General features: G+C 53.5%; 19 protein-coding genes and 3 tRNA genes. 6 read left to right on the top strand and 16 right to left on the bottom strand.

The window, feature by feature from the left end:
* Positions 1-95 precede the first annotated feature (95 nt).
* Positions 96-1,457 carry a hypothetical protein gene (locus U740_RS10820; RefSeq protein ID WP_152556836.1) on the bottom strand — a complete coding sequence of 454 codons (1,362 nt, stop codon included), beginning with the start codon at positions 1,455-1,457 and terminating at the stop codon, positions 96-98.
* 229 nt (positions 1,458-1,686) lie between these two features.
* Between U740_RS10820 and U740_RS11920 the strand changes: the two genes are divergently transcribed.
* Positions 1,687-1,995 (top strand): hypothetical protein, encoded by a 309-nt coding sequence (locus tag U740_RS11920; RefSeq protein WP_051921490.1) that lies wholly within the window; start codon positions 1,687-1,689, stop codon positions 1,993-1,995.
* A gap of 111 nt (positions 1,996-2,106) precedes the next feature.
* Here U740_RS11920 and fadA read toward each other — a convergent pair whose 3' ends face one another.
* The 3 genes from fadA to U740_RS10840 form a co-directional block, all read right to left on the bottom strand.
* Positions 2,107-3,285 (bottom strand): acetyl-CoA C-acyltransferase FadA, encoded by a 1,179-nt coding sequence (gene fadA / locus U740_RS10830; protein ID WP_036860714.1) that lies wholly within the window; start codon positions 3,283-3,285, stop codon positions 2,107-2,109.
* Between the two features lie 32 nt (positions 3,286-3,317).
* The gene (gene fadB, locus U740_RS10835) at positions 3,318-5,468 is read right to left on the bottom strand and encodes a fatty acid oxidation complex subunit alpha FadB (protein WP_036860715.1); all 2,151 of its coding nucleotides are present in this window, start codon (positions 5,466-5,468) and stop codon (positions 3,318-3,320) included.
* A gap of 150 nt (positions 5,469-5,618) precedes the next feature.
* Positions 5,619-6,293 (bottom strand): class I SAM-dependent methyltransferase, encoded by a 675-nt coding sequence (locus U740_RS10840; RefSeq protein WP_036860716.1) that lies wholly within the window; start codon positions 6,291-6,293, stop codon positions 5,619-5,621.
* A gap of 107 nt (positions 6,294-6,400) precedes the next feature.
* Here U740_RS10840 and U740_RS10845 point away from each other — a divergent pair, with 107 nt between their 5' ends.
* Positions 6,401-8,725, top strand: coding sequence for a Tex family protein (locus U740_RS10845; protein ID WP_036862009.1), 2,325 nt, complete (start codon positions 6,401-6,403; stop codon positions 8,723-8,725).
* Positions 8,726-8,771: 46 nt separating this feature from the next.
* Here U740_RS10845 and U740_RS12315 read toward each other — a convergent pair whose 3' ends face one another.
* The 4 genes from U740_RS12315 to U740_RS10865 form a co-directional block, all read right to left on the bottom strand.
* The gene (locus U740_RS12315) at positions 8,772-9,182 is read right to left on the bottom strand and encodes an EAL domain-containing protein (protein WP_081890925.1); all 411 of its coding nucleotides are present in this window, start codon (positions 9,180-9,182) and stop codon (positions 8,772-8,774) included.
* Positions 9,147-9,222 (bottom strand) — tRNA-His (locus U740_RS10855). Before U740_RS10855 ends, U740_RS12315 begins: the two co-directional genes overlap by 36 nt.
* A gap of 37 nt (positions 9,223-9,259) precedes the next feature.
* A tRNA-Arg gene (locus U740_RS10860) sits at positions 9,260-9,336 on the bottom strand.
* Positions 9,337-9,373: 37 nt separating this feature from the next.
* Positions 9,374-9,450 (bottom strand) — tRNA-Pro (locus tag U740_RS10865).
* Positions 9,451-9,614: 164 nt separating this feature from the next.
* On the opposite strand from U740_RS10865, the gene folD reads away from it, so the two are divergent.
* The 3 genes from folD to U740_RS10880 all read left to right on the top strand — a co-directional run bounded on the left by folD (position 9,615) and on the right by U740_RS10880 (position 12,494).
* Positions 9,615-10,460: a bifunctional methylenetetrahydrofolate dehydrogenase/methenyltetrahydrofolate cyclohydrolase FolD gene (gene folD / locus U740_RS10870; RefSeq protein WP_036860719.1), complete on the top strand. Its 846-nt coding sequence runs from the start codon at positions 9,615-9,617 to the stop codon at positions 10,458-10,460.
* Between the two features lie 85 nt (positions 10,461-10,545).
* Positions 10,546-11,286: a glycerophosphodiester phosphodiesterase family protein gene (locus tag U740_RS10875; RefSeq protein ID WP_036860720.1), complete on the top strand. Its 741-nt coding sequence runs from the start codon at positions 10,546-10,548 to the stop codon at positions 11,284-11,286.
* 2 nt (positions 11,287-11,288) lie between these two features.
* A complete protein-coding gene (locus U740_RS10880) occupies positions 11,289-12,494 on the top strand; it encodes an FAD-dependent oxidoreductase (RefSeq protein WP_235189860.1) in 1,206 nt (401 codons plus the stop codon).
* A gap of 12 nt (positions 12,495-12,506) precedes the next feature.
* On the opposite strand, the gene U740_RS10885 is transcribed toward U740_RS10880, so the two are convergent.
* The 5 genes from U740_RS10885 to U740_RS10905 all read right to left on the bottom strand — a co-directional run bounded on the left by U740_RS10885 (position 12,507) and on the right by U740_RS10905 (position 17,036).
* Complete coding sequence (locus U740_RS10885) at positions 12,507-13,937, bottom strand: FGGY family carbohydrate kinase (RefSeq protein ID WP_036860721.1); 1,431 nt, start codon at positions 13,935-13,937, stop codon at positions 12,507-12,509.
* A 151-nt stretch (positions 13,938-14,088) separates the two neighbouring features.
* Positions 14,089-14,877 (bottom strand): M90 family metallopeptidase, encoded by a 789-nt coding sequence (locus U740_RS10890; RefSeq protein ID WP_036860723.1) that lies wholly within the window; start codon positions 14,875-14,877, stop codon positions 14,089-14,091.
* A 446-nt stretch (positions 14,878-15,323) separates the two neighbouring features.
* Positions 15,324-15,989, bottom strand: a complete 666-nt coding sequence (locus U740_RS10895; RefSeq protein WP_081890926.1) for a PEP-CTERM sorting domain-containing protein — start codon at positions 15,987-15,989, stop codon at positions 15,324-15,326.
* 271 nt (positions 15,990-16,260) lie between these two features.
* A complete protein-coding gene (locus U740_RS10900; RefSeq protein ID WP_152556837.1) occupies positions 16,261-16,539 on the bottom strand; it encodes a hypothetical protein in 279 nt (92 codons plus the stop codon).
* Positions 16,540-16,751: 212 nt separating this feature from the next.
* A complete protein-coding gene (locus U740_RS10905) occupies positions 16,752-17,036 on the bottom strand; it encodes a hypothetical protein (RefSeq protein ID WP_036860729.1) in 285 nt (94 codons plus the stop codon).
* Between the two features lie 490 nt (positions 17,037-17,526).
* On the opposite strand from U740_RS10905, the gene U740_RS11925 reads away from it, so the two are divergent.
* A complete protein-coding gene (locus U740_RS11925; protein ID WP_051921491.1) occupies positions 17,527-18,033 on the top strand; it encodes a PEP-CTERM sorting domain-containing protein in 507 nt (168 codons plus the stop codon).
* Between the two features lie 669 nt (positions 18,034-18,702).
* On the opposite strand, the gene U740_RS10915 is transcribed toward U740_RS11925, so the two are convergent.
* The 3 genes from U740_RS10915 to U740_RS10925 all read right to left on the bottom strand — a co-directional run bounded on the left by U740_RS10915 (position 18,703) and on the right by U740_RS10925 (position 22,844).
* A complete protein-coding gene (locus tag U740_RS10915) occupies positions 18,703-20,166 on the bottom strand; it encodes a hypothetical protein (protein ID WP_036860731.1) in 1,464 nt (487 codons plus the stop codon).
* 701 nt (positions 20,167-20,867) lie between these two features.
* Positions 20,868-21,611 carry a hypothetical protein gene (locus tag U740_RS10920; RefSeq protein ID WP_036860732.1) on the bottom strand — a complete coding sequence of 248 codons (744 nt, stop codon included), beginning with the start codon at positions 21,609-21,611 and terminating at the stop codon, positions 20,868-20,870.
* A gap of 351 nt (positions 21,612-21,962) precedes the next feature.
* Complete coding sequence (locus tag U740_RS10925; RefSeq protein ID WP_036860733.1) at positions 21,963-22,844, bottom strand: radical SAM protein; 882 nt, start codon at positions 22,842-22,844, stop codon at positions 21,963-21,965.
* Between the last annotated feature and the right edge of the window lie 65 nt (positions 22,845-22,909).

The raw sequence follows: 22,909 nt of genomic DNA on the forward strand, positions 1-22,909 counted from the left end.
CGCTTTCGACAAAGGGGGTGGATTTTGCCACAGCGCACATCCCTGAGCAACAACCGATGGCCCTGTAGTGCCATCCGCAGCATAGTTAAAAAACGTCAGGTTGGCCGGGCGATCAAGACGACAGCATCTTCAGCTGACTGATTGATCAACAACGTCTCCGTCCGTTCAGCAGGCAACAAAACCGCCTCTTCCATCAGGAGATGACTGCCACCCATGCCACCCAACACAACCACACCATCAATCGCCATCAGCAGCCCATAACAGCCCGTAGCAGGCACCAGATAACCGGAACCGGGTAGCAGGGTCAGCCGCCACACCCGAAAATCATCGAAGGTCACCACTTCAACCAACAGATAACCCAGGCCCTCCTCCAACATAGTCAATTCCGGCAAATCCGGGGCCTCAAGGGACATCATGGCTACCGCCTGCTCCGTATCCCAATGCCCCTGAGTGAGAACTTTCTGGGCAAATGACAAGATCCTTCGCTCATAGACAGGGGTCTGGAATTCCACCGTGCGAACCCCGTGTTGCAGGGCATGGGGTGTCAGTAGCGGAACCTTGACCACATCGCCCAAAGAGAGTGGTAACAGTGCCGTAAATCGGTTCATCTCCTCTCGCAACTGGCGCTCCTGCTGCTGCAGATGCTCTGGCAACTCGTCGAACCAGCCCTGCAGACAACTGGCCGGCACCGGCACATTGGCATCAATACCGAGCACTTCACGCCGCTGGTCGAAAAGGTCATCGATCTCACGACGAACAACTTCATAGCGTTTCACAGCCGCCAGAAAGTCCGCCCTGAAATCATCATCAGAGGCATAGGCCGCCTTGACCTCCGGATCAAAACCAAAACGGATGGCGCCCTTGCCTTCCGGCCAGGCATGGCGGTCAATGTGCGTGACGACATAGACTTCGCGTTTTTTCTCGTGCAGCTCAAAGTACAGATCGCCGTATACTTCCTCCGGCAATGGGTCAAGTATCTTGAGCAGATTGATGTGGCGCTCTGCGCCAGCCGCCAGTCGCCGGGGTGCAGCCGAGAGAACCCAGGGCAGCGGGCTGCGAGCAACTCCATCACTAACATATGACTGGCCGCGTTGCTCGATACCGGTAAACCAGATTTCCCGCCCCCAGGGTTTATCAATGGCTACCGGCTCCAGACGCATGGGGCGATCGAGGGAAAGCAGGGGCAAATCGTAGGCAACACAGAAATTACCCAGGTCGAAACAATCGTGGTTTAACATCACCAACCGATCGACGAGCAACTCGTCCAATGCGGTCACAGTGAAAGTTGTCTGACCCTCAAGTTGCTGAAAAATAGCCAGCAACTCAATGACCGGCGAGCCGGACAAGTAATACTGCACATACTCGTAGCGGAGAGCCAGACAATCCCATGGGCTCAACGGCCCGGCAAGCCATTGCTCAAGAGCGTGTTCAGGGTTTTTCGTTCGGAGTATATCCAAGCTGATTAATTCCAATCATTTCGCAGCAAAGTCTAGCAAAAAAGCGATGATCCCGCAGAATGAAATGAACAGCATTTCTGCTTGAACAACACCTGCCTGACCAAGTTCTTGAAACAATCAACTTGACGAAAGCCCCTTGAGTGTCTTTACTGATGTAACAAAAAATTATAAGAACCTACCCCCCCCACGATGCGTCGTGCAAAATTCACCGAACCTACAGGATAGTATTATGATCAAACCACACAAATTACTCGCGTATCTGGCAACACCACTCATAGCCGTTTTTATACTGTCAGGCTGCGCAGAAGATGAAGGAGCCGGTGAGCAACCTGTGATGGAAGAGGCTGCAGAGAGCGCCGAGCAAACAATGGAAGAAACCGGCGAGACCGCTAAAGAAATGGCAGAGGAAGCAAAGGAAGACATGAAAGAGATGGCCGACGACATAAAAGAGGCCTCTGAAGAACAATGGCAGGAAACCAAAGAGGCTACTGAAGAACAGTGGGAAAAAGCCAAAGAGGCAACTGAAGAAGATAAATAATAATCGGCAACCCGACAATCTTTACATTCCCAAAAAAAACCGGCCCAAGGCCGGTTTTTTGTGTCGCATCAAATAGCGCGTTCTATCTGTAAATCGACCAAAATCCCACCGCTAACTCAAGCGCTCAAATACAGTCGTCACGCCCTGTCCCAACCCGATGCACATGGTTGAAACCCCCAGTGTACCGTTGTGCTGACGAAGCACATTCAACAATGTCCCGCTGATTCTGGCACCGGAGGCACCCAATGGATGCCCCAGTGCAATTGCACCACCATTGACATTCACTTTCCGGTCCATCACGTCCAGCAGACCAAGATCCTTTAACACTGGCAGGGATTGGGCGGCAAACGCCTCATTCAATTCCAGATAATCGATATCAGCAATGGTCAGTCCCACCTTTTTCAGGGCCGCACGGGTGGCGGGTACTGGTCCATAGCCCATGATCGAGGGGTCAACGCCCGCCGCCGCCACTGAAATAACTTTCGCCATTGGCGTCAGACCCAAAGCAGTAGCTCGCTCGGCAGACATCACCAGCATGGCTGCTGCACCATCGGTAACCTGCGAGGAAGTACCGGCAGTGACCGTTCCGCTGACCGGATCGAACACCGTTTTCAACTGAGACAATCCCTCTAGGCTGGTTTCAGGACGGATTGTCTCATCCTCCTGCATTAAATAGAGGCCACCATTCTCATCGTGGGCCTCGAGCGGAATAATCTCGTCGACAAACCGGCCTGCAGTGCGTGCCTCAGCCGCCAGGTGATGGGAGCGAACGCCAAATTCATCCTGCTGCTCACGGGTAATACCGTGAATCCGGGCCAAATATTCTGCAGTCAGGCCCATCATGCCCGCCGCCTTGGCAACCCCGAGATTCTGCGCCGGGTTCGGGTCGTGATCGTGAGTCATCGGCACATGGCCAAGGTGTTCCACCCCCCCCACCAGATAAATATCGCCCAGTCCCGCCATCACATTGGCCGTGGCAATATGCAATGCCGACATGGAAGAGCCACACAACCGGTTGATCGTCATTGCAGGAACGTGATGGGGAATGCGGGTGCGCAGGGCCGTCATTCTGGCTACGTTGAAGGATTGCTCCCGACCCTGCATCACACAACCCCACAGGATGTCGTCTATTTCAGCGGGATTCAATTGCGGATTGCGATCCAGCAGACCCTCAATCAGCGCCGCGCCGATTTCATCAGCACGGCGATTCCTGAAGGAACCATTTTTTGAGCGGCCCATGGGGGTTCGCGCGCAATCAATAATCACCGTATCTCTTGGTTTCAAGCACACAAAATATCTCCTGTTAACCTCTGGTCCGGCGATCAGCCGTAATAACCTTCACCGCTGGCGGCCATCTCTCGCATTTTTTCAGTGGGGGCATAGAGCTTACCCAGGTGGCCAAGGCGATCGGCCATAGCACAGAAATTATCCAACCCCATCTCATCCATCCAGCGGAAAACGCCACCGCGAAATGCCGGAAACCCAAGGCCATAAACCATCGCCATATCTGCTTCAGCGGGCGAACCCACCACACCGGATTCCAGACAATGCGCCAGCTCGATACACATGGGCACCATATAACGGGCGACGATATCTTCATCGGTGAGCTGGTGATAATGGGAGATCAGGGGTTTAAACAGCTCCGCCACAGAGTCGTCCGCAAACTTGCCGGGCTTGCCGCGCCGGTCTTTTTGGTAAAGATAAAAGCCCTTACCATTTTTCTGACCCAGCCGGTCGTTCTCAAACAGGGTACGAGTGGGCGAAATATCCGCAGCATCTGCCATGCGATCCGGGTAGCCCTCCACCATGCTGGGGAAACAGTGCACAGCGGTATCGATACCCACTACATCCAGCAGGTAGGCGGGGCCCATCGGCCAGCCCCAGGCCTCCATCACCCGGTCGATGTGCTGGTAGTCGGCACCGTCGACTATCATCATGTCAAAGCCGAACACTGCGGGGAACAGCACCCGGTTTACCAGGAAACCGGGGCAATCATTCACCACAACGGGTTTCTTTCCGAGCGCCAGCGCGTGGGCTACGACGGAGCCCACAGTCTCATCACAGGTTTTGCTGCCGCGAATCACCTCCACCAATGGCATGGCATGAACCGGATTGAAGAAATGCATGCCACAGAAATTTTCTGGTCGTGTCAGGTTTTCAGCCAACAGATCAATGGAAATCGTCGAGGTGTTGGACACCAGAATAGCATCTTGCTGGAGTCGCCCCTCAACCTCCGGCAACACCACACTTTTAACCTTGACATTCTCCACCACCGCTTCAATCACGATATCGGTATGCTCGATCCCGTCGTAGCTCAAAGAGGGCATGATTCTCGACAGTACCGAGCCAGCTTCCAGCGGACTCATCTGGCCGCGATCTACCCGCTTGGCCAATAGTTTATTCGCCTCACTCATACCCAACGTCAGAGAATCGGTGTTGATGTCTTTCATCAACACCGGAAAACCTTTGATGGCGTTTTGATAGGCGATACCGCCACCCATAATGCCCGCGCCCAGAGCTGTAGTGTGAGCAATCGACTTAGTCGCCTGTTTGGCATATTTTTTCGCGACACCGCCGATAAACTGGTCGTTGAGAAACATGCCCACCAGTGCCCGACACTGCGGTGTCTGGGTCAGGTCGCTGAAAGCTTGGAATTCCACTTCAAGTGCTTCGTCACGACTCATTTCGGCAGCCTGCGACAGAACATCAACGGCGGCCAGCGGTGCGGGATAGTTACTGCCCGCCTTCGCCATAACCGCAGCGCGACTGGTGTGCACGGACATCCCCAGCTCAATCGTATTGAGTTGTATGGGGGCCTGTTTGCGCTGACGACGGGGCATATAATCGAGTTCGCCGCTGGCGGCACGCATCAGCATCTTCAGCGCTTCGTCTTTCAACAGGTCTGGCTCTACCACGGCATCCACAGCGCCATCTGTGAGGGCGGCAGCGGCCTTCTTGTGCTGCCCTCCGGCAATCCACTCCACAGCATTGTCAAAACCAATCAGTCGCGGTAGCCGGACCGTGCCACCCCAACCGGGAATAATACCCAACTTGGTTTCCGGCAGCCCCACCTGCGCTTTGCTCGACATCACCCGGAAATCACAGGCGAGGCAGACCTCAAAACCGCCACCGAGGGCAAAACCATTGATGGCCACCACCGACGGAAACGGTAGTGACTCAATTCGGTTAAACGCTTCATTGGCCGGAGCAAGAAATTTGCGGCGGTCCGCCTCACTGCCTTTGAACGCCTCACCGAATTCGGTGATATCCGCCCCGGCCACAAACACGCTTTTACCACTGGTGAGCAGCAATCCTTTGATATCGGCCTTTTCCGACAGCAGCGAGAGTGCTTCCAGCAACTCCATAAGCGTAGCTTGATTAAATATATTGACCGAGCCCTGCTGTGCATTGAAATTCAGTTCCACAAAACCGCTTTTGAGCGGCTTCAAGCTGAGGGTGTTGCCCTGAAACATGGGTGCTCCTATCCTGAAAAAGTGGTGGTGACTTAAGGCCATTGGCCTATAGCGCGAATTAGCGAACCGCCGGGTGATAGTATGCAGGGCCACATTGACCGGCAAAGGGCATTTGTGACCCATGGGTACTGACTGCGGCATTTTTGTCTGTCAGAGTTCATAGCATAAACCACGATCAGGCTTCCTGAACAAAATTACATCATCTTCCAGCCGCTCAATGCTGGCTCCCCATCGGGTGCGAAGATAATCCATGGTGACAAAGCTGAAGAAGCTGATATGGGTCGGGTCATTTTTGTAGTGCCACCGCTCAAATGCCACCTTGTCGCGCACCAACTTGGTCATTAAACCCAGCCAGCCACCCGGCTCCAGTACTGTCCAAAGATGACCGAGCACTTCGCCGGGATGCGACAGGTGTTCGACCACTTCTGTGGCAGTAATGAAATCGTAGCGCTTGGCCAGCACCGACCTATCCGGGGCATAGTAAATATCGTAAATCGCCACATCAAACCCGGCTTCCTGCAGTATTACCGACAGCGTCGGCCCCGGCCCTGCACCAAAGTCCAGGCCACGGCTCCCCGGGGCAAGCCTGTCCATCAACGGCGTGCAGAGACGGCCGAGGAATGCCCGGTAGCGCTGATCCCCGGGATTGTTCTCGTGGAGATCGTAATGGCTCTTTTCCTGCGCTGGTGAGAGCTGCTGCCCGGACGGGACAAACACCAGCTGGCAGTGCGCGCACTGCAGGTAATCCCGTTGCCGGTCAGACCAGTAATGCACCACTGCCCGGTCATCACAGAGAGGGCACTGAATACCGTCATTGTCAGCCATATTTTAATCTCTGGGACAAGTCTGTCGCGGGCCGGGAGAATCGCCCATAATCGCGCTCTCACTCTGTCATTATCAGCATTCCTGCCATAGACAATACGATGGACGATATGAATAAAATCCAGCACCAGATCGCTACGGAAATCCACGTCAAGCCGGCTCAGGTTGCCGCCGCCATGCAACTGCTGGACGATGGCGCGACGGTACCGTTTATCTCCCGTTACCGCAAGGAAGTGACCGGGGGCCTGGACGACACGCAGTTACGCACTCTGGAGGAACGACTCGGCTATCTACGGGAGCTGGAAGATCGCCGATCCACCATTCTCGCCAGCATTGAGGAACAGGGCAAACTCAGCCCCGAATTAAAAACGGCTATTCTCGGTGCCGACACCAAAACCCGGCTGGAAGACCTCTACCTACCCTACAAACCCAAACGTCGAACCAAAGGGCAGATTGCGATTGAAGCCGGACTGGAACCCCTGGCAGACGCACTGCTCGACGACCCAGAACTGAACCCTGAGCAAGAGGCACAGAGCTACATCAATAAAGAACTGGGTATAGCAGACAGTAAAGCCGCACTGGATGGCGCCAAATATATTCTGATGGAACGGTTCAGCGAAGATGCCGACCTGATCGGCAGACTGCGCCAGCAGCTCGCCGATGAAGCATTGCTGACAACTACTTTAATAACTGGCAAGGAACAGGAGGGCGAGAAATTCCGCGACTACTTCGAACACATTGAGTCCCTGAAAAATACCCCCTCACACCGTGCGCTGGCCATGTTCCGAGGCCGCCGTGAAGGTATTCTGTCGATCAAGGTAGATCTTACCGTTGATGCCACTAATCAGCACCCTTGCGAAACCACAGTTGCCCGCCATTTCAATATTGAGCACAGAGGTCGCCCCGCCGATGACTGGCTGGCCGAAGTGGTGCGCTGGACCTGGAAAGTCAAGCTGCATGTGCATATCGAAACCGACCTGCTGGCAGAACTCAGGCAGCGGGCTGAAGCCGATGCCATCGGCGTGTTTGCCACCAACATCAAGGATCTGCTACTGGCCGCACCGGCAGGTCAAAAAGCCACCATCGGACTGGATCCCGGGCTGAGAACGGGCGTCAAGGTGGCAGTGGTGGACAGCACGGGGAAAGTCATGGATCACGATGCCATTTTCCCGACCCCGCCGCAGAACAAAACCCGGGAAGCAGAAGCCAAGCTGCTGGCCTACTGCCAAAAACACCAGATCGCATTGATCGCCATCGGTAATGGCACGGCCAGCCGGGAGACCGAACGCTTTGTCAGGGAAATGCTGAAAAATCGCCCGGAGCTCGCCACCCAGGCGGTGGTGGTAAACGAATCCGGTGCCTCCGTGTATTCAGCCTCCGAGCTTGCCGCACGCGAGTTCCCCCAGCTGGACGTCACCATCCGTGGTGCCATTTCCATAGCCAGGCGACTGCAGGACCCGCTGGCAGAGCTGGTAAAAATCGATCCGAAATCCATTGGTGTCGGACAATACCAGCACGATGTCAGTCAGGTTGAACTCTCCCGCAGCCTGAATGCCGTGGTGGAGGATTGTGTAAACGCCGTCGGTGTGGAGGTAAACACCGCCTCCGCCGCACTCCTCAACCGGGTGGCTGGCCTGAACCAGACCATCGCCGACAATATCGTGGCTTTCAGGGACGAGAATGGCCCCTTCAAAAACCGTTCCGCTTTGAAAAAAGTACCGCGGCTGGGCGACAAAACCTTCGAACAGGCAGCCGGTTTTTTGCGTATAGCCAATGGTGACAACCCATTGGATGCCTCCGCCGTTCATCCGGAGAGTTACCCGCTGGTGTCGCGCATGGCCAAAGATCTCGGCAAACCTATCCAGTCGCTGATCGGTGACACCGCCACCCTCCGCAACATCCCCGCAAACAACTATGTGGATGAACGGTTTGGCCTGCCCACCATCACGGATATTCTCAGCGAACTGGACAAACCCGGCCGCGATCCGCGTCCGGAATTCAGGACTGCCACTTTCAAGGACGGCGTTGAAACGCTAAAGGATCTACAGCCCGGCATGACGCTGGAGGGTACGGCCACCAACATTACCAGCTTCGGTGCATTTGTGGACATTGGCGTACACCAGGATGGTCTGGTGCACATTTCGGCACTGGCGGATAAATTCGTCAAAGACCCAAGAGAAGTCGTCAAGGCCGGTGATATCGTGCGAGTGAAAGTACTGGAAGTGGATATTGCGCGCAAGCGCATTGCCCTGACCATGCGGCTGGGCGACGAACCGACAAAGAACAAAGCATTGCCAGAAAAGTCACGCCAACATCCACAACGCAACAACGCTACAAACAAGCAAACGTCCAAAAAACCCGGGCAGTCCGCACAACAGCCCGCCAAAACCGGGACCCTCGGCGCACTGTTCGCCGAAGCGTTGAAAAAACCCTGATTTACCCGACCTTTTGGTGGAATACCGGAAAACAACCCAATCCGGTTCAGCTACTGGGCTGCCAATAGCCGGGGGTTGGTAAATCCAGGGCCTCTAGGGTTTCCACCCCTTCAGCTACGATTCGCATACCTAGTCTGCTGGCAAGGGGGCTGGCCATTTCCACAATGCTTGCAGCACTCTCATCATCCGGCAACGCAAAAATAAAGCTCTGATCTACCTTAGGCACCGATGCCGGTAGCGCATGAAGGTACTTGAGAGACGAATAACCGGTACCAAAGTCATCAATGGCAATAGAGACATTGGCCCCCGAAAGGCTGGTCAGCAGACATCGTGAAGCCCTGCTGATACAACCAAAATCAAGCGAACACGCTAAAAGGAACCAAACAAAAAAGGCGGTCCGAATGGACCGCCTTCTGGAAGATGGGGTGGCTGACGGGGATCGAACCCGCGACCACAGGAATCACAATCCTGTGCTCTACCAACTGAGCTACAGCCACCATTGTATTACTTGCTGTCTATTGCGCCAGAACTGGATGGCACGCCCGGCAGGATTCGAACCTGCGACCTACGGCTTAGAAGGCCGTTGCTCTATCCAGCTGAGCTACGGGCGCTCAACAAGCAGTTTACAACAGTTTCCGAAGATGAGGGTGGTCGGGGAAGAGGGATTCGAACCCCCGACATCCTGCTCCCAAAGCAGGCGCGCTACCAGACTGCGCTATTCCCCGTTCTCACTCTGAACCCTCATTTCGAGAGCAGCGCATAATACTGACGCCAACCCGCTTCGTCAATCAAAAAGCCGGATCGGGTGCCACCGGTTATTCGCTTCACAGACAAGAGGCGAAGTGCGAAAATACACGGCTTCCACCCGGACTCAGGAGTCAAACCCACCATGGCAGCAATCATTCTCGATGGCAAAGCCATCGCCCAACAGACCGAGGCCGAACTGAGCGAACGGGTAGCACGACTGAAACAGAAAAGTGGTGGCCAGGCACCGATTCTCGCCACCATTCTGGTGGGCGGCGACCCGGCATCGGCCACCTATGTGAAGATGAAACAGAATGCCTGCAAGCGCGTGGGCATGGAATCCATCGCGGTAGAAATGCCCGACTCCACCACCACTGAACAGCTACTGGCCAAAATTCAAGAGCTTAACACCAACCCCAACTGCCATGGCATTTTGTTGCAACACCCGGTACCGAACCAGATTGACGAGCGTCTCTGTTTCGACAGCATCGCCCTGGAAAAGGACGTGGACGGGGTCACCTGCCTCGGTTTTGGCCGCATGGCCATGGGTGAATTCGCCTATGGCTCTGCCACACCTCAGGGCATCATGCGTCTGCTGGCCGCCTACGATATCCCCCTGGCAGGCAAGCACACCGTCGTCGTCGGCCGCAGCCCGATTCTCGGCAAACCCATGGCCATGATGTTGCTCAATGCCAATGCCACAGTAACTATCTGCCACTCCCGCACAGAAAATTTACCGGCAATTATAGGTGGTGCCGATCTGGTGGTCGGCGCAGTGGGGAAACCCGAATTTATCAAGGCCGACTGGATCAGGGATGGCGCGGTAGTTGTGGATGCCGGTTACCACCCCGGCGGTGTCGGCGATATCGAACTGGCGCCCCTGCACGATCGCGCTGCCGCCCTCACCCCGGTACCGGGTGGTGTCGGCCCCATGACCATCAACACGCTGATCCTGCAATCCGTTGATGCCGGCGAGAAAAAACTGGGCTGAACAACCATCATCAACCCCGATAGCGATTGTCGTTACCCCTGCCCTGCTCTAGGATAAAGAGATAGGCGCACGACAGGATATCATCATGATAGCGAAGCGACTGGTCGCCCACCGGGGCTACCCCAGACACTACCCGGAGAACACCCTGCTCGGTATGAGCAAAGCGATTGAAGCCCGGGCAAAATTTATCGAGACCGATATTCTTTTCAGCGCCGACCAACAACCGGTGCTTTACCACGACACCCTCATGACCCGTATCAGCGGCGTGGAAAATGCCATTCATCTGTTGACGTTGGATGAACTGTGCCAATACCCGGCCAACGAACCGGAGCGGCTGGGTCAGGCGTTCGTCGGTGAGCACATCACCCCTCTCTCGGCACTGGTCGGATTACTGTCGGAGCATCCCGATGTCACGGCTTTTATCGAGCTGAAGCGCACCGGGCTGGAGACTGTCGGCATAGAAAATGCCTATCGCATTGTCACCGGAACACTTGACCCGGTTATCGGGCAGTGCGTACTGATCAGTTTCAGCGACGAATTTATCCAGTATGCCCACGAACAGCAGTTTTCCCGCCTCGGAGTGGTACTCAAGGACTGGCAGGACAGACAGGGGCCCTGGATCACCGACATCCAACCGGAATTTATTTTCTGCGACACCGACAAAGTGCCGGAAGGAGCCACGCTGGACGATCTGCAAAGTACTGTCGTGGTGTACGAGGTGGAAGACCCCGATCAGGCCATTGACTGGTTCAACCGCGGTGCCGATATGGTGGAAACCTTTGATATCGGCAGCATGATTACCAACCTCGCCCACCGGGCCCTCTGACAGTGGCCGACAACAACCCCAGCGAACCCCATCCGGGCAACCAGTTCGATGTGGTGGTGATCGGCGGCGGCATTATGGGCGCCGGGGTGGTACAGGCCGCCCAGGCCGCCGGCTATCACTGCCTGGTACTGGAAAAAAACAGTTGGGGTTCAGGCACCTCCAGCAAATCCAGCAAACTGATTCACGGCGGTCTGCGTTACCTGCAAAGCTGGGAGTTCTCGCTGGTACGGGAAAGCCTGCGGGAGCGCACACGCCTGTTATCGCTGGCTCCGCAGCTGGTTTATGGCAACTGGTTCTACATCCCCCTTTATGAAGGGTCGCGATTGCGCTCCTGGCAACTTCGTGCCGGTCTGACGCTCTACTGGCTCCTGTCGGGCTGCCGCACCGATGCCCGGTTTAACGTAGTTCCACCGGCCGAATGGCCCGAACTCGCAGGGCTGAAAACAACCGGACTGAAAAAAGTGTATCGCTACCGAGATGCACAGACCGATGATGCCAAGCTCACCAGCGCAGTCATTCAGTCTGCCGAATCGCTGGGGGCCGAGGTTGGCAGCCCGGCAGAAGTCATCGCTGCCGAAAGCACGCCGGAGGGTTATCGTGTCCTGATGAAAACGGCATCGCGGGAAAGAGCCGTACACTGCCGTTTTCTGGTGAATGCCGCTGGTCCCTGGGCCAACCAGATGGCCCGGCGGATAACACCGGAACCAGGTCATCTCGACATGGATCTCGTACAGGGAACGCACCTGTTGCTGGACAGGAAAATCAGCGACCGCTGTTTTTATCTGGAATCCCCCAGTGATGGTCGCGCCGTGTTTGTATTGCCCTGGTATAACACTACCCTGCTCGGCACCACCGAAACCGGCTTTGACGGCGACCCGGATCAGGTACTGCCCACAGCGGCAGAGAGAGACTACCTGTTAGGTATTTTGAAGCATTATTTCCCTGACTACGATGGCCGGGTTTGCGGCGAAATGGCCGGGCTCCGGGTGCTGCCAAAAGCTGCCGAAGGATTTCACCACCGCAGCCGAGAAGTGGAGTTTGTGGAAAATTCGCACTATCTGGCGATCTATGGCGGCAAACTCACTGGCTACCGCGCCACCGCAGAAAAAGTCCTGAAACGGATCCAGAAAAAACTGGGGCCGGCCAGTGCCGGGCGACGCGGTGACACCCGCCGGTTACCCCTGCCACCCGCTAAAGAGCAATCCTGACTCCAGGTCCTGTCAGACAGACCTTGCCGTCGCGTCCGCCATGGCTTTAAGCCAGTCAGTGTAACGCTGCTTGATAGCCCCATCAGGCTGCGGCTTAAACTGCTCAAATGCCGACAGCCAATCTCCCGGCTGACCTGCCAGCAAAAAAGCCGCGCCTCTCGCGGTGCTTTCCGTTTCACCACTGCGCAACACGATCAACCCGGACAGGTCTGCCAGCCGCTGACAGAAGCCGTCGATCATCGACAGACCGCCGCCGACCACTATCTCCACGACAGGATCGCGATCCTCGCGAAGGCGGGTCAGGTTCACCATCAGCATAAAAACCACGCTTTCCAATACCGCGACGAGCTTACCCGCCGCCGTACCCTCACCGATAAATCGGCTTTGAAAATCACTCTGCCACCAGGGCGCACCCAACCCGCCGATACCGTTGAGAAACAGCGGCACATCCCGCTCGGTCTGACACCACTCCCCCAGGAAGCGCGGGTAATCCTCGACACCCAACCCGGCGCTGATGCTATCGAGGGCACTGGCCGCACCATTCACCGTGCCTTCGGCAACAAACAGACGTTGCCGGGCAGACTGATAGACGAGAGTTTTCAGCAGGCCCGCCGGTGCCGGATCATCGGCCGGCCACGGCATGGCGATAAACGCTCCAGTGCCGGCATTGATATAAAGACGATCTGATTGCAACGGGCCAATAGCAAAAAATGCAGCATTCTGATCGCCATTCATCAGCGCCAATGGCACTGCTTTGCCACCCAGACTGAGGTCCCCGAAATCCGATTGGGTGAAACAAACCGGGGGCAGCACTCGGCGGGAAATAGCAAACTGGCTCAACAGGGTTTCGTCCCAGTCGCCACAATGAATATTCCACAACAGGGTGCGCTGGGCATTACCGGGATCTACCGCCACTGAGTGCTCCCGGGTAATGGCAGACAACAGATAGCTTGCCAATGGCCCGCAAAGCAACTGATCGGTATCCATTGCCTCGCTTACTGCAGGAATATGTTCCATGCACCAACGCAACTTGCTGGCTCCATAGTGGGCATTGGGGCGCAGACCCGTGAGATCAGCTATGGTTGCCGGATCGAGTTTGATATCGGCCAGATACGCGGCAGCGCGGGTATCCTGCCAGCTGACTACCGGGGACAGCGGCTCACCGGTTTGCCGATGCCAGCACACCAGACTGGAGCGCTGGGTCACCAACGCAGCGGACTGCAGCCGTTGCAGATCCGGCCCCAGCCTGTCGGCAACGTCTTCCAGCAACTCTCGAATGGAATTCACCACATCCGTTGGCACCTGCTCCACCCGATTTCCCGCAATAAACCGTGTCGCCACAGCGCGCCGAAGCAACAATGTAGTGGTGCCCTGGGCATCAAATACCAGTGCCCGGCTGCTTTGGCCACCTTGGTCAATTACTAAATAAAGCGAATCATTCATAGGTGTATTACAGGTTAGTGAGGCAAGTTTCTCAACCGCTTACTCAAGAATCTCTGGCTACCCCCTTTTTGTTAAATCCTAGACTAAGGTGCCAATCGAACCTTACTCACTGGAGCCAACGCACAGATTGATCCGGAAGGGGGTGCAGGGATTACATACCAGAGATCGCCAGCGGCACCGGTTGCTGGCGATAAAACTGGCACAACAACCGGTAGACTTCGGGCATCGCTGCCTTCATGGTTTCCGGCGTCTCGAAAAATGCTTCACTGCACACCGCAAAGAATTCAGCTGGACTGGTCAGTGCATAGTCATCAAGGGGTAGTGATCGGTGATGTTGCCGGTCATTTTGCAATCGATCCCACGCGGTCGTAAAAATCTCGTGCCACTCGCCGGGACGCATGTCGGGATGCATGGGCGGCGCACCATTCGCACCATCACGCAACATATCGAGTTTGTGCGCCAACTCGTGGACCACTACGTTAGCGGCCTTACCATGACGCGTATCCGCGCCGCTGTCGCAGATAGACTGCCACGATAAAATCACGGGACCACGATACCAGGCTTCGCCGCTCAAGCCGGGACCTCTGTCGTGAACCACACCATCATCAGTGCGATGGGGGCGGTTCGGCACAAAATCATCTTCGTAGAGAATCACCGTCTGCCAGCGGTCATACCAGTCCAGGCCGAGATGCAGAATGGGTACACAAGCCATTGTCGCGAGTTTCAGACACATGGCATCGGTGAACTGGAACTCACCGCCGGAAACGAACGTTTTACGCGCGAGAAACCGAAAGGTCATATCGCGCAGGGCATCGCGCTCAGAACCCTGATAACGACGTATCACCGGCCAGTCGGCAATAGCGGCCTCCCATTGCGCGGCGGTAAAACCCATTTTCTTAACGCGCCGACCTTCCAGCCAGTTGCGCAATCGTTTAAACATAGTTATCTCACCATACCTAACTACAGCTAACGTCTTGAATGGTTCAGGAGCGACAGGGTTGGAACATCTGAGAAACAGGGTTTTTCATGCAGATGCTCACTGCGAACAGCTTACGGAAAATTCTGCTTTCTGGCACCGCCAGTTTTCGAAAGAACTAGACAGGAGTCTATGGAGCGGCCAATGACCAATCCACAAAAAAATATCGTCAGGCAATCAATGAAGTCGATAAAGAAAGGGACTCAAACCACATGAAACGAACTGATTTACCACAATGAAACAGGTGGTAAGCCATGCAAGCCGAGCCTATAAAAAATATCATACATAAAAATGTGGGCCAGGCTTCCATAAATTAGAGAAGCCTGGCCCACAACTATTTTTAATCAGACGAGTCTGTCACTCACGTTACTGATTCATTAGATCCGAACAGCAAATGGGACTGCTGGCAATCAGGCCAGAGCACGTCTACGACGCTGCAGACCGAGGCCAGCCAGGCCCAGACCAACCAGCAACAGAGTACCAGGGACTGGAATCTGACCGGTAGCCCGGGATGTTGTATAGGCCAGATCGTCCGATGCAATCTCTGACCCGGAAATAGTGATTGACCCAATAGCAACCGTAGACAGCACACTCACAAATTCCATAGTGCCGTCACCCGGGCCAAAGCCGTTAGCTCTGGAAACGATATCCAGCGATTCCGCGGCAAGACCAAAAAACTCGATAAACTCCGAACCGGCACCAGCAGCACTGAACCAGCCGCTGAATCCGAAAATCCCACCCAGTCCAGAAAAATCCAGGGAATAGCTACCGAAGCCATACCCAACACCAAAGCGTGAGCCTGAATTCGGGACAATCGCACTTGATGACCTGAAGTCAATCCAGTCACCCGCGTCAACCGACCGATGATTTACTGAACCATCGACAACACTCACGTCTCCGCCAAACAACGTGGTTAAAACTGTTCGACTGCCAGGCGTGCCTTCGTAGTCTTCAACCGCATCGGGAGTGAACAGCCCGCTGGTAATGGGACTCGCATGAACACTGAAAGTACCAACCGACATGGCCATACCCAAGCCCAATCCGAACAGAATTTTTTTGTATTGACCACGCATCATTAGTACCTCTTTTTCGATATATTAATTATGTAACGATGAATCAACCGCCACTTTACTACATTCAAGTTTAATACATCAGCAAAATCCAGGCCAAAATGTAAATATAAATAAAAATCAAACAGTTAACTAAAATTCTTTGATACTTGAATCCCGGCAATGTAAAGGAACCTGACGACCTCAAAGGCATGACCCTTTTACCATTTCTACAACGAAGCCGAAGGCTGGAACTCAAATATGAATAAAAACTCCCCGTTTAAAACAGCGTTGAAAGTCATCGGCAATATTTATCTTTACCCTGCCACAAACTCATGCCAATCCTGAACACATTAACAACATCGGCACCCTGCCCGGCATTAGCCCATCTTTTGACCTGGGGATTTACTGCCCTGAGTTCCATGCCGCCTTGGGGTGTTTGGCACCATTGTGCATGGTAGATTTCAGACTTTTTTGGATGCGTTTCGGTACGGGTCAGGGCACCAAAAATGTTAATCATAAGCGGTAAAAAATCAGATTTTATAAAGCTGAAATCTCGTGTATCGCCACTTTTCAATGAAGCGCTGAGATATTACAAATAAAAAGGGAATCTATCCCGGCCCACTATTGATGGGGAAGCCACATTTTGAATCCTTGACCGGGAATTTCTACTTCGAACCCCCAATCGTCGATGGTTTTTGTGTGGGGGGGCTGCTCCGTGAAGGTTTATATAAGGTATCCCCACCACCTCGTCAAACCGTACCCCATTAACTTCAGGGCTGCGTTTTATTAAAAGTTGACGTCACTGATATTAATCCAGACCTGACCGATAATCACAAGGGCGACAATAATAAACCAGCTACCGTAAACAAGGTTATTACGGCCAATTCTGCCTTGCCGGTGCAGCCTGAATCCGTACAGAATCATCGCCGAAAATATCACCTGAATTCCAAGAATTCCGAGCGCCGAAGCTACCGAGCCAATGTCCGGTTTAAACCCCAGGGCAACAGCCAGAAATCCAACGACACCAAATGTGAACAGCAACCAACTAAAAATTCGCAGAAACTTGAGCATATGCCCCCTAAATATCACAGTTGCGTTACAGGCAGGAAATAACCTGTAGATGACCAACCTTATGAGCGTTTGCCACTTTACAGTCAGACTGCTTGATCAGCACAAGCAGCCAAAGCAAGCAGCCAAAAGAGTCATAAACCTGAATTATGTTAAGTGATGAAAGCAGATAGCGAAAAGTAGTTAATCAATAATTATTGTGACCCTTTCCATTTGAATGCTCAGCGCTCCCTTTAATTAATTCTCAGTTGTTAGCAATTCTTTCATCTTCTAAAAATTGGCACCACGGACTTTACCGGTTGTACTGTCAACATAATTTACAGCCAGCCACTACCCAACACCCCAAGCATTTACTAACTCATTGTAATTAAATGAAATAATAAATATGGCACACTTTATGCTTAACATAAACCACAAGACTTGAGCAACGTCTGGCAGTGTTGAGACACTGCAGCGAAAGCCACCTAACTGGCAGTAAAATTTGGAGAACAACATGATTACAAAGAAATTCCTGGGAAAGTGCGTAGCCATATGTGCACTGGTATTCAGCGGCTCCCTGTACGCAGCACCCATTTATGTCGGCAGCTGGGATACCTACAATGCCGACGGCCCGAGCTGGAGTGAATTCACAACGCCAACCTACACTGGCCAGGAAGTTGCCGCCCTGCTGTTTGGTGGCAGCTATAGCAATTACGCGATTTCAACCGTGAGTGCCGACCCCCTGGCCATCAACAACATGGTCTGGCTTGACCAGATCTATATCGGGGTCGACCTCTTCGGCGAAAGCTACCGGGTTGATTCCAACAACAACGGTATTTACGACATTCGGGGCGACACCAGCGCCTGGGTCAGAGACAACGGCCAGGGTGACGGATACATCAACTATGCTTTCCTGATTGAGCAAACTCCCGGTGGCACTGTGCCCGCACCCGGCACCTTGCTGCTGTTGGGCATTGGCCTCGCGGCCCTGAGCCTGAGAGCCAAACTCGCCGCACGCTGAAAACCACTCGGATTACTGCCCAGAGGTATCTTCTTGGCAGTACAGCTTGCTTCATATTGAAGTCCGCCCCGCATCGCGGGGCTTTTTTATGCTAATTTCTAATGCGACGCGTCCACCTCAGGAACAATGCGTCCACTTTCAGGGAAGTCGGCCAGCAGCCTACTCAAAACTCGTGATTTTGTACCTTTATTAGAAATACATTCCCCATTGGCAACCCGCTCTTCGGCTTTATAAAGCCCCTCCAACAGCTCGAGCCGCTATTGCATCCTCTCATATTCCCGGACGTCCACCAGCACAGGAACTCCACGCCCTCTCGTGTTAACACCATAAAACGGCGGGTTTAATGGATCTGCTTTACAAATATGGAGACACCCACCAGAAACACAGAAAGCGGGCGGATATCTTTACCTGAGTGAATTCTTGACGTGGGAATTACCTGCGTACATTTAAATGCACTTCTATATTGTGGAGCTGGCAAGGTGGGTCGCAGTGAGTGATTTATCGGTGCAGCGCGCCGATAAAACAATACGATGGCATGGGTTCTACGCCAATCAAAATGGATGCCGGGCCCTTTGTTAAACCGTACTCAACAGGTTGCGAAAACCATATTTTTAAGTTCAACCAGGACCCGGGTTTCTTGCTCGAGAGTAGAAGCCCCTGCCTCAACGGCTACTTCAAAAGACGAGCTCGACTGGCCCAGATCCCGGCGAGCCCAAGGAGGAAAAGGGGCAGTATCGCGGGTGTTGGCACTGGGGTCGCAAACCGGCTTGCAAGATCTTCAGTGGAAAAAGGGCCATCAGAGGAAAAGGTCCATGTAGCAAAATTTATGAACTGCCCTGAGAGCACCTGGTTATTCAGGATAGCGAGGGAGAGATTGATCAGATCGTCAGTAATCTCGAATGAGAGAAGGTCGGACAGCAGGTAGTCGTTCAAAAAAACGCTGTTGTTGCCTGCGCCGCCGTCGAAGATGCCGTTAATCAGCAGGCCCGAGGTCAACCCCTCCACGGTTAGCAGGTCGTCGCCCGCACCAAAGATCACATCGCCGAAGATGTTGCTGTCGCCCGAGACCAGCAGACTGCTATCGCCCTGTTCGGGGGCAAGCTGGATGGCGGTGCCGGACCGACCCCGCAGGGTGCCGCTGTTCTCGATGGTGATCTCGGAGGTGCTGGCCTCATCCGTGCCGATGGCGCGGACACCTTCGATATAGCCTTCGTTGATGATGGTCAGTGGGCCTGCGGGGCGGACATCGCCCTGCGTGGGTTCGAACAATGTATCCACGTCGATGCCGCTGCCGCCATCCATTGAATCACTCGCCGATCCCGTGGACACAATCACACCAGTGGCATGGTTGTGCACCCGCCCCTCGTCAATGTCGATCCCGTCATCGGTGCCGAGAATCACACCGTGGTTATCCAACGTCCCGCTGGCGAACTGCACACCGTCTTCGTCGTCAGTCGCAATCGAGCCATCTATGGACCAACTGCGAGTCGTCGCGTTCCACTCCAGCCCGCGGAGGGCAATGGTGCCACGGTTCTCAATGGTGAAGTCCTCACGCGCTTCGACCACTTCCTCACCGCCCCGCAGTGTGCCGTGGTTAATCACGGTGCCGCCCGGTCCGCGACTCTGGATGGCGCGGCCCTCGGTGCTTTCGATCAGGCCATAATTGGTGATATTAGCGTTTTCCAGTTCGTCACCATTGTCCAATCGGACAGCCTGATTGCGCGCGAGGATTTCACCGCTTTCCCGGTTGATCAGGGTGAAATTGTCAGCATCGTCCTGAAGGCGGATACCCCGGTCACCGCCACGGATAGTGCCGGAATTGTCAACCGTCAGGTTAGCACCTGTGCCCCGGATCGCGTCATCGTCGCCGCTTTCGATCAGGCCCTGATTGTCGACCGACTGATCCGACCCGCCCAATTGCACCGGGCGTCCTTCTGTGCGGACGATCTGCGCATCACTTTCGACGGTCACTGACAGATTGTTTCGGTCGTCGTCAATATTGCCACTGTCAGCCGCAGTGCAGGTCAGCGTCGGGGAATCGACAGTGCCGCCTTCAATACATTGCTCCGCCATTGCTGGCACGCTGGACCAGGCCAGTGCTGCAGCGAGCACCACTTTATGGGTATTTTTCACGTATGCCTCCAAGACTGATCATTAACATCAGCACTGATGCTAGAGGTCTATCGTGACAACCCGATGAATCTTGTATGACAGAGATGTCGGCCGCGACACACCAGAAATCAGGCAGCGTGTGACTGAAAGGGAAAGTCAACCAGAGGCCAATACTCAATGACCAGAACTTCGTAAGACTAGAAATTAAAGGGGTCGTAGCAGCTCATACAGCCTGTGGTGTGAGTTAAGTGGGACAAACATAGGGACAGTAGATATGGTTAAAAAATAATCGTTACGACACCTTTAATTTACCTTTGTTTAAAAAGTCTTATCTGACCCCACTTATTTTGACCCCACTTATTTTCGCCATTTGATGGCCAAAAGTGCTTTATTGGGCAAACCCTCCCATGACTCAAACGGTGTTTTTTTGGAGAAACCGATACGCCACAGTCGCGCAAGAGCTTTCGGACATACTCAGTGTCGGACCAAAGGGATGTGTCTGAGGCATGAATACCCAGAGCACTAGCTCTCCGTTTGGCCTCGGCATAGCTGAGACCGGCGAGTGCAGCAGACGCGGCAATGCCGCAACCGGTTATTTCCTCTTGGATGACGACATCCATATCTTTACCAATTAACGACGCCAACACGGGCCGCAGTGGAGGCGCGAAACGCCCGAACAGAGGTCTGAGCCCTGCAAAGTAGGGCTAAAGTACTTGGCTTTGTTAGGTGTCATTGCCCTTACGTGGTGGAAAAGGAGTTTTAGATCCATCCCCAAATGTCAAAAACCCATTCCAGCTCAAGCCGATATACAAACGTGCCCCCTTTTTCCTATCCATAAAAAGGGCACCTGGGTGATATAAATGCTGCAACCCCTTCTCACTGTAATAATTAAGCAGCTCGGGAGCTTCTCCTTGTTCCAATCTTTCCGTTAAATCTGTATTGAAAGAGGCAAATAGAGGCATTCCATTAACGCTTATATACGCCCCTCCCATGATTAATCCAAATGGAGTCTTAAGATTTATTGCCTTAAAGGATGCGCCTCCTCTTGGTTGGTAAGTTGGACAAATCCCCTCAACACTATATAAGCCGATCTTATTTGGAATCGGCTCCAAACCAAATATTGCTCTTACGATATCATCCGATGGCAGCAGCTTTTGAGGACCAAGCCACCCTGCAGCAGCTGTATTTATCACTGTTTTTAATAGCCATCGTTCTAGTAATTCACCCTCCAACCACAATGTATCCTCAAAATTTTCATCGTTAGCTTGAGCTTGAAAGTTAGATATTTTACCAATTGTAGAATCTAATGGGCTAAGCAGTGAATTGTGATGCCTACAAAGAATATTTGATTTTTCGGCACCTTGAGTTGGCTTTCCTCCTCTGATACGTTTTACGCCTTTCACAACTGGAGGGCAGCCACATCCCGCCTTAAATAAAGCATTACTAATAATATGTTCACCAGACATTCCGTTGCATCCGCCTAGTGATTTAGCCCAACACCTGCTACTCATATTGTCTTCATTAATTTATGAGGGATCTTGTACACCTATACAGTACGTTAATGATGGCTTTGCCATCATAATAATTATTAGAGTGTATTCCTTATAATTCATAGCACTCAAAACAAACCTCTTTAACTTTTTGAATAACAAGTTATTATTTTTTCACATTGGAATGAATATTTTTATTAAAGTGGGCAAGCCCTCTTTAATTCTTCTGCCACTCTGGATGGGAGGTGCAACAGAATCCATGAATGAGGCTGGCATGGCGAAATATACTTTTCTTGCACCCATTGCTTCGTTTATGCCGGTTCGCAATTACAACCCCCTCTGCCACTCCTCCCGCAACGGAATCATACCGGGCCGCTGGATAGCAGTGCGCACTTGCTGCAACAACTGGTCTTTATCGCGATTGAGGGTGCCTTTCAGTACCAGATAGTTAGAGGCGTGGTCGCTGCGGAATACGGTGCGCTCCAGTTCCAGGGTATCCAGCAGAATTTCCATTTCCTGAAACAGTTGCTGCTGGGTCAGTGGTTGGAATTCGCCACCAAAACCTTGCTGAAACCGTTCAATGCCTCCGGGGAAGCTCACTACCAAAGTTGAAAGAAATTCCGGCTGGGCCTCGTTCATTAATTTCGCGGAGTTGATGGCGTGCTGCTCGGTGTATTGTTGCCCGCCAAGCCCATTGAGGATCATCACCGAGCTTTTCATACCCGCTTGTTTGATCTTGTGTAGCGCGTCCAGTGACGAGGCGTAGGTTTCGCCCTTGTCGATTTTTTCCAGCACCAGATCGTCGCCGGATTCACAACCCACATACATCAGGCTGAGGCCGAGCTGTTGCAGCTCCGTCAGTTCTTCAACGGATTTATTTTTCAGGTTGCGGGGCAGACAGTACGAGGAAATGCGCTGCACATCCGGAAAATATTGGCGGATAGCCAGCAGAAGCTCCCTGAGGCGGCGAAAGGACAGGGTCATGGCATCGCCATCGGCCAGAAATACCCGGCGCACCGGGTAGCCGCTGCTGGCCACCTGTTGCAGTTCCTGTTCAATCTCGGACTGGGGTTTGACGCTGAATTTTTTCTGGGGCGCGGTGTACATCTCGCAGAAGGTGCAGCGATTCCAGGAACAGCCGTTGGTGACCTGTAAAATCAGCGAGCGGGCTTCGCTGGGGGGACGAAAAAGGGGTTCTATATAATCCATAGACCTATCCTACCCTGTTGCGAAAAAGTTAGGGCCCTTTATGCACTTGGATAAAACCCTAGAAG

It is taken from the genome of Porticoccus hydrocarbonoclasticus MCTG13d, from assembly GCF_000744735.1.
Classification (GTDB): Bacteria; Pseudomonadota; Gammaproteobacteria; order Pseudomonadales; family Porticoccaceae; genus Porticoccus; species Porticoccus hydrocarbonoclasticus.

What these genes read in the sequence shown, in the direction of transcription:
- U740_RS11920 (WP_051921490.1), top strand. Translation starts at nt 1,687, where the DNA reads ATGATCAAACCACACAAATTACTCGCGTATCTGGCAACACCACTCATA.
- fadB (WP_036860715.1), bottom strand. Translation starts at nt 5,468, where the DNA reads ATGTTTCAGGGCAACACCCTCAGCTTGAAGCCGCTCAAAAGCGGTTTT.
- U740_RS10840 (WP_036860716.1), bottom strand. Translation starts at nt 6,293, where the DNA reads ATGGCTGACAATGACGGTATTCAGTGCCCTCTCTGTGATGACCGGGCA.
- U740_RS10845 (WP_036862009.1), top strand. Translation starts at nt 6,401, where the DNA reads ATGAATAAAATCCAGCACCAGATCGCTACGGAAATCCACGTCAAGCCG.
- folD (WP_036860719.1), top strand. Translation starts at nt 9,615, where the DNA reads ATGGCAGCAATCATTCTCGATGGCAAAGCCATCGCCCAACAGACCGAG.
- U740_RS10875 (WP_036860720.1), top strand. Translation starts at nt 10,546, where the DNA reads ATGATAGCGAAGCGACTGGTCGCCCACCGGGGCTACCCCAGACACTAC.
- U740_RS10885 (WP_036860721.1), bottom strand. Translation starts at nt 13,937, where the DNA reads ATGAATGATTCGCTTTATTTAGTAATTGACCAAGGTGGCCAAAGCAGC.
- U740_RS10890 (WP_036860723.1), bottom strand. Translation starts at nt 14,877, where the DNA reads ATGTTTAAACGATTGCGCAACTGGCTGGAAGGTCGGCGCGTTAAGAAA.
- U740_RS10895 (WP_081890926.1), bottom strand. Translation starts at nt 15,989, where the DNA reads ATGATGCGTGGTCAATACAAAAAAATTCTGTTCGGATTGGGCTTGGGT.
- U740_RS10905 (WP_036860729.1), bottom strand. Translation starts at nt 17,036, where the DNA reads ATGCTCAAGTTTCTGCGAATTTTTAGTTGGTTGCTGTTCACATTTGGT.
- U740_RS11925 (WP_051921491.1), top strand. Translation starts at nt 17,527, where the DNA reads ATGATTACAAAGAAATTCCTGGGAAAGTGCGTAGCCATATGTGCACTG.
- U740_RS10920 (WP_036860732.1), bottom strand. Translation starts at nt 21,611, where the DNA reads ATGTCTGGTGAACATATTATTAGTAATGCTTTATTTAAGGCGGGATGT.
- U740_RS10925 (WP_036860733.1), bottom strand. Translation starts at nt 22,844, where the DNA reads ATGGATTATATAGAACCCCTTTTTCGTCCCCCCAGCGAAGCCCGCTCG.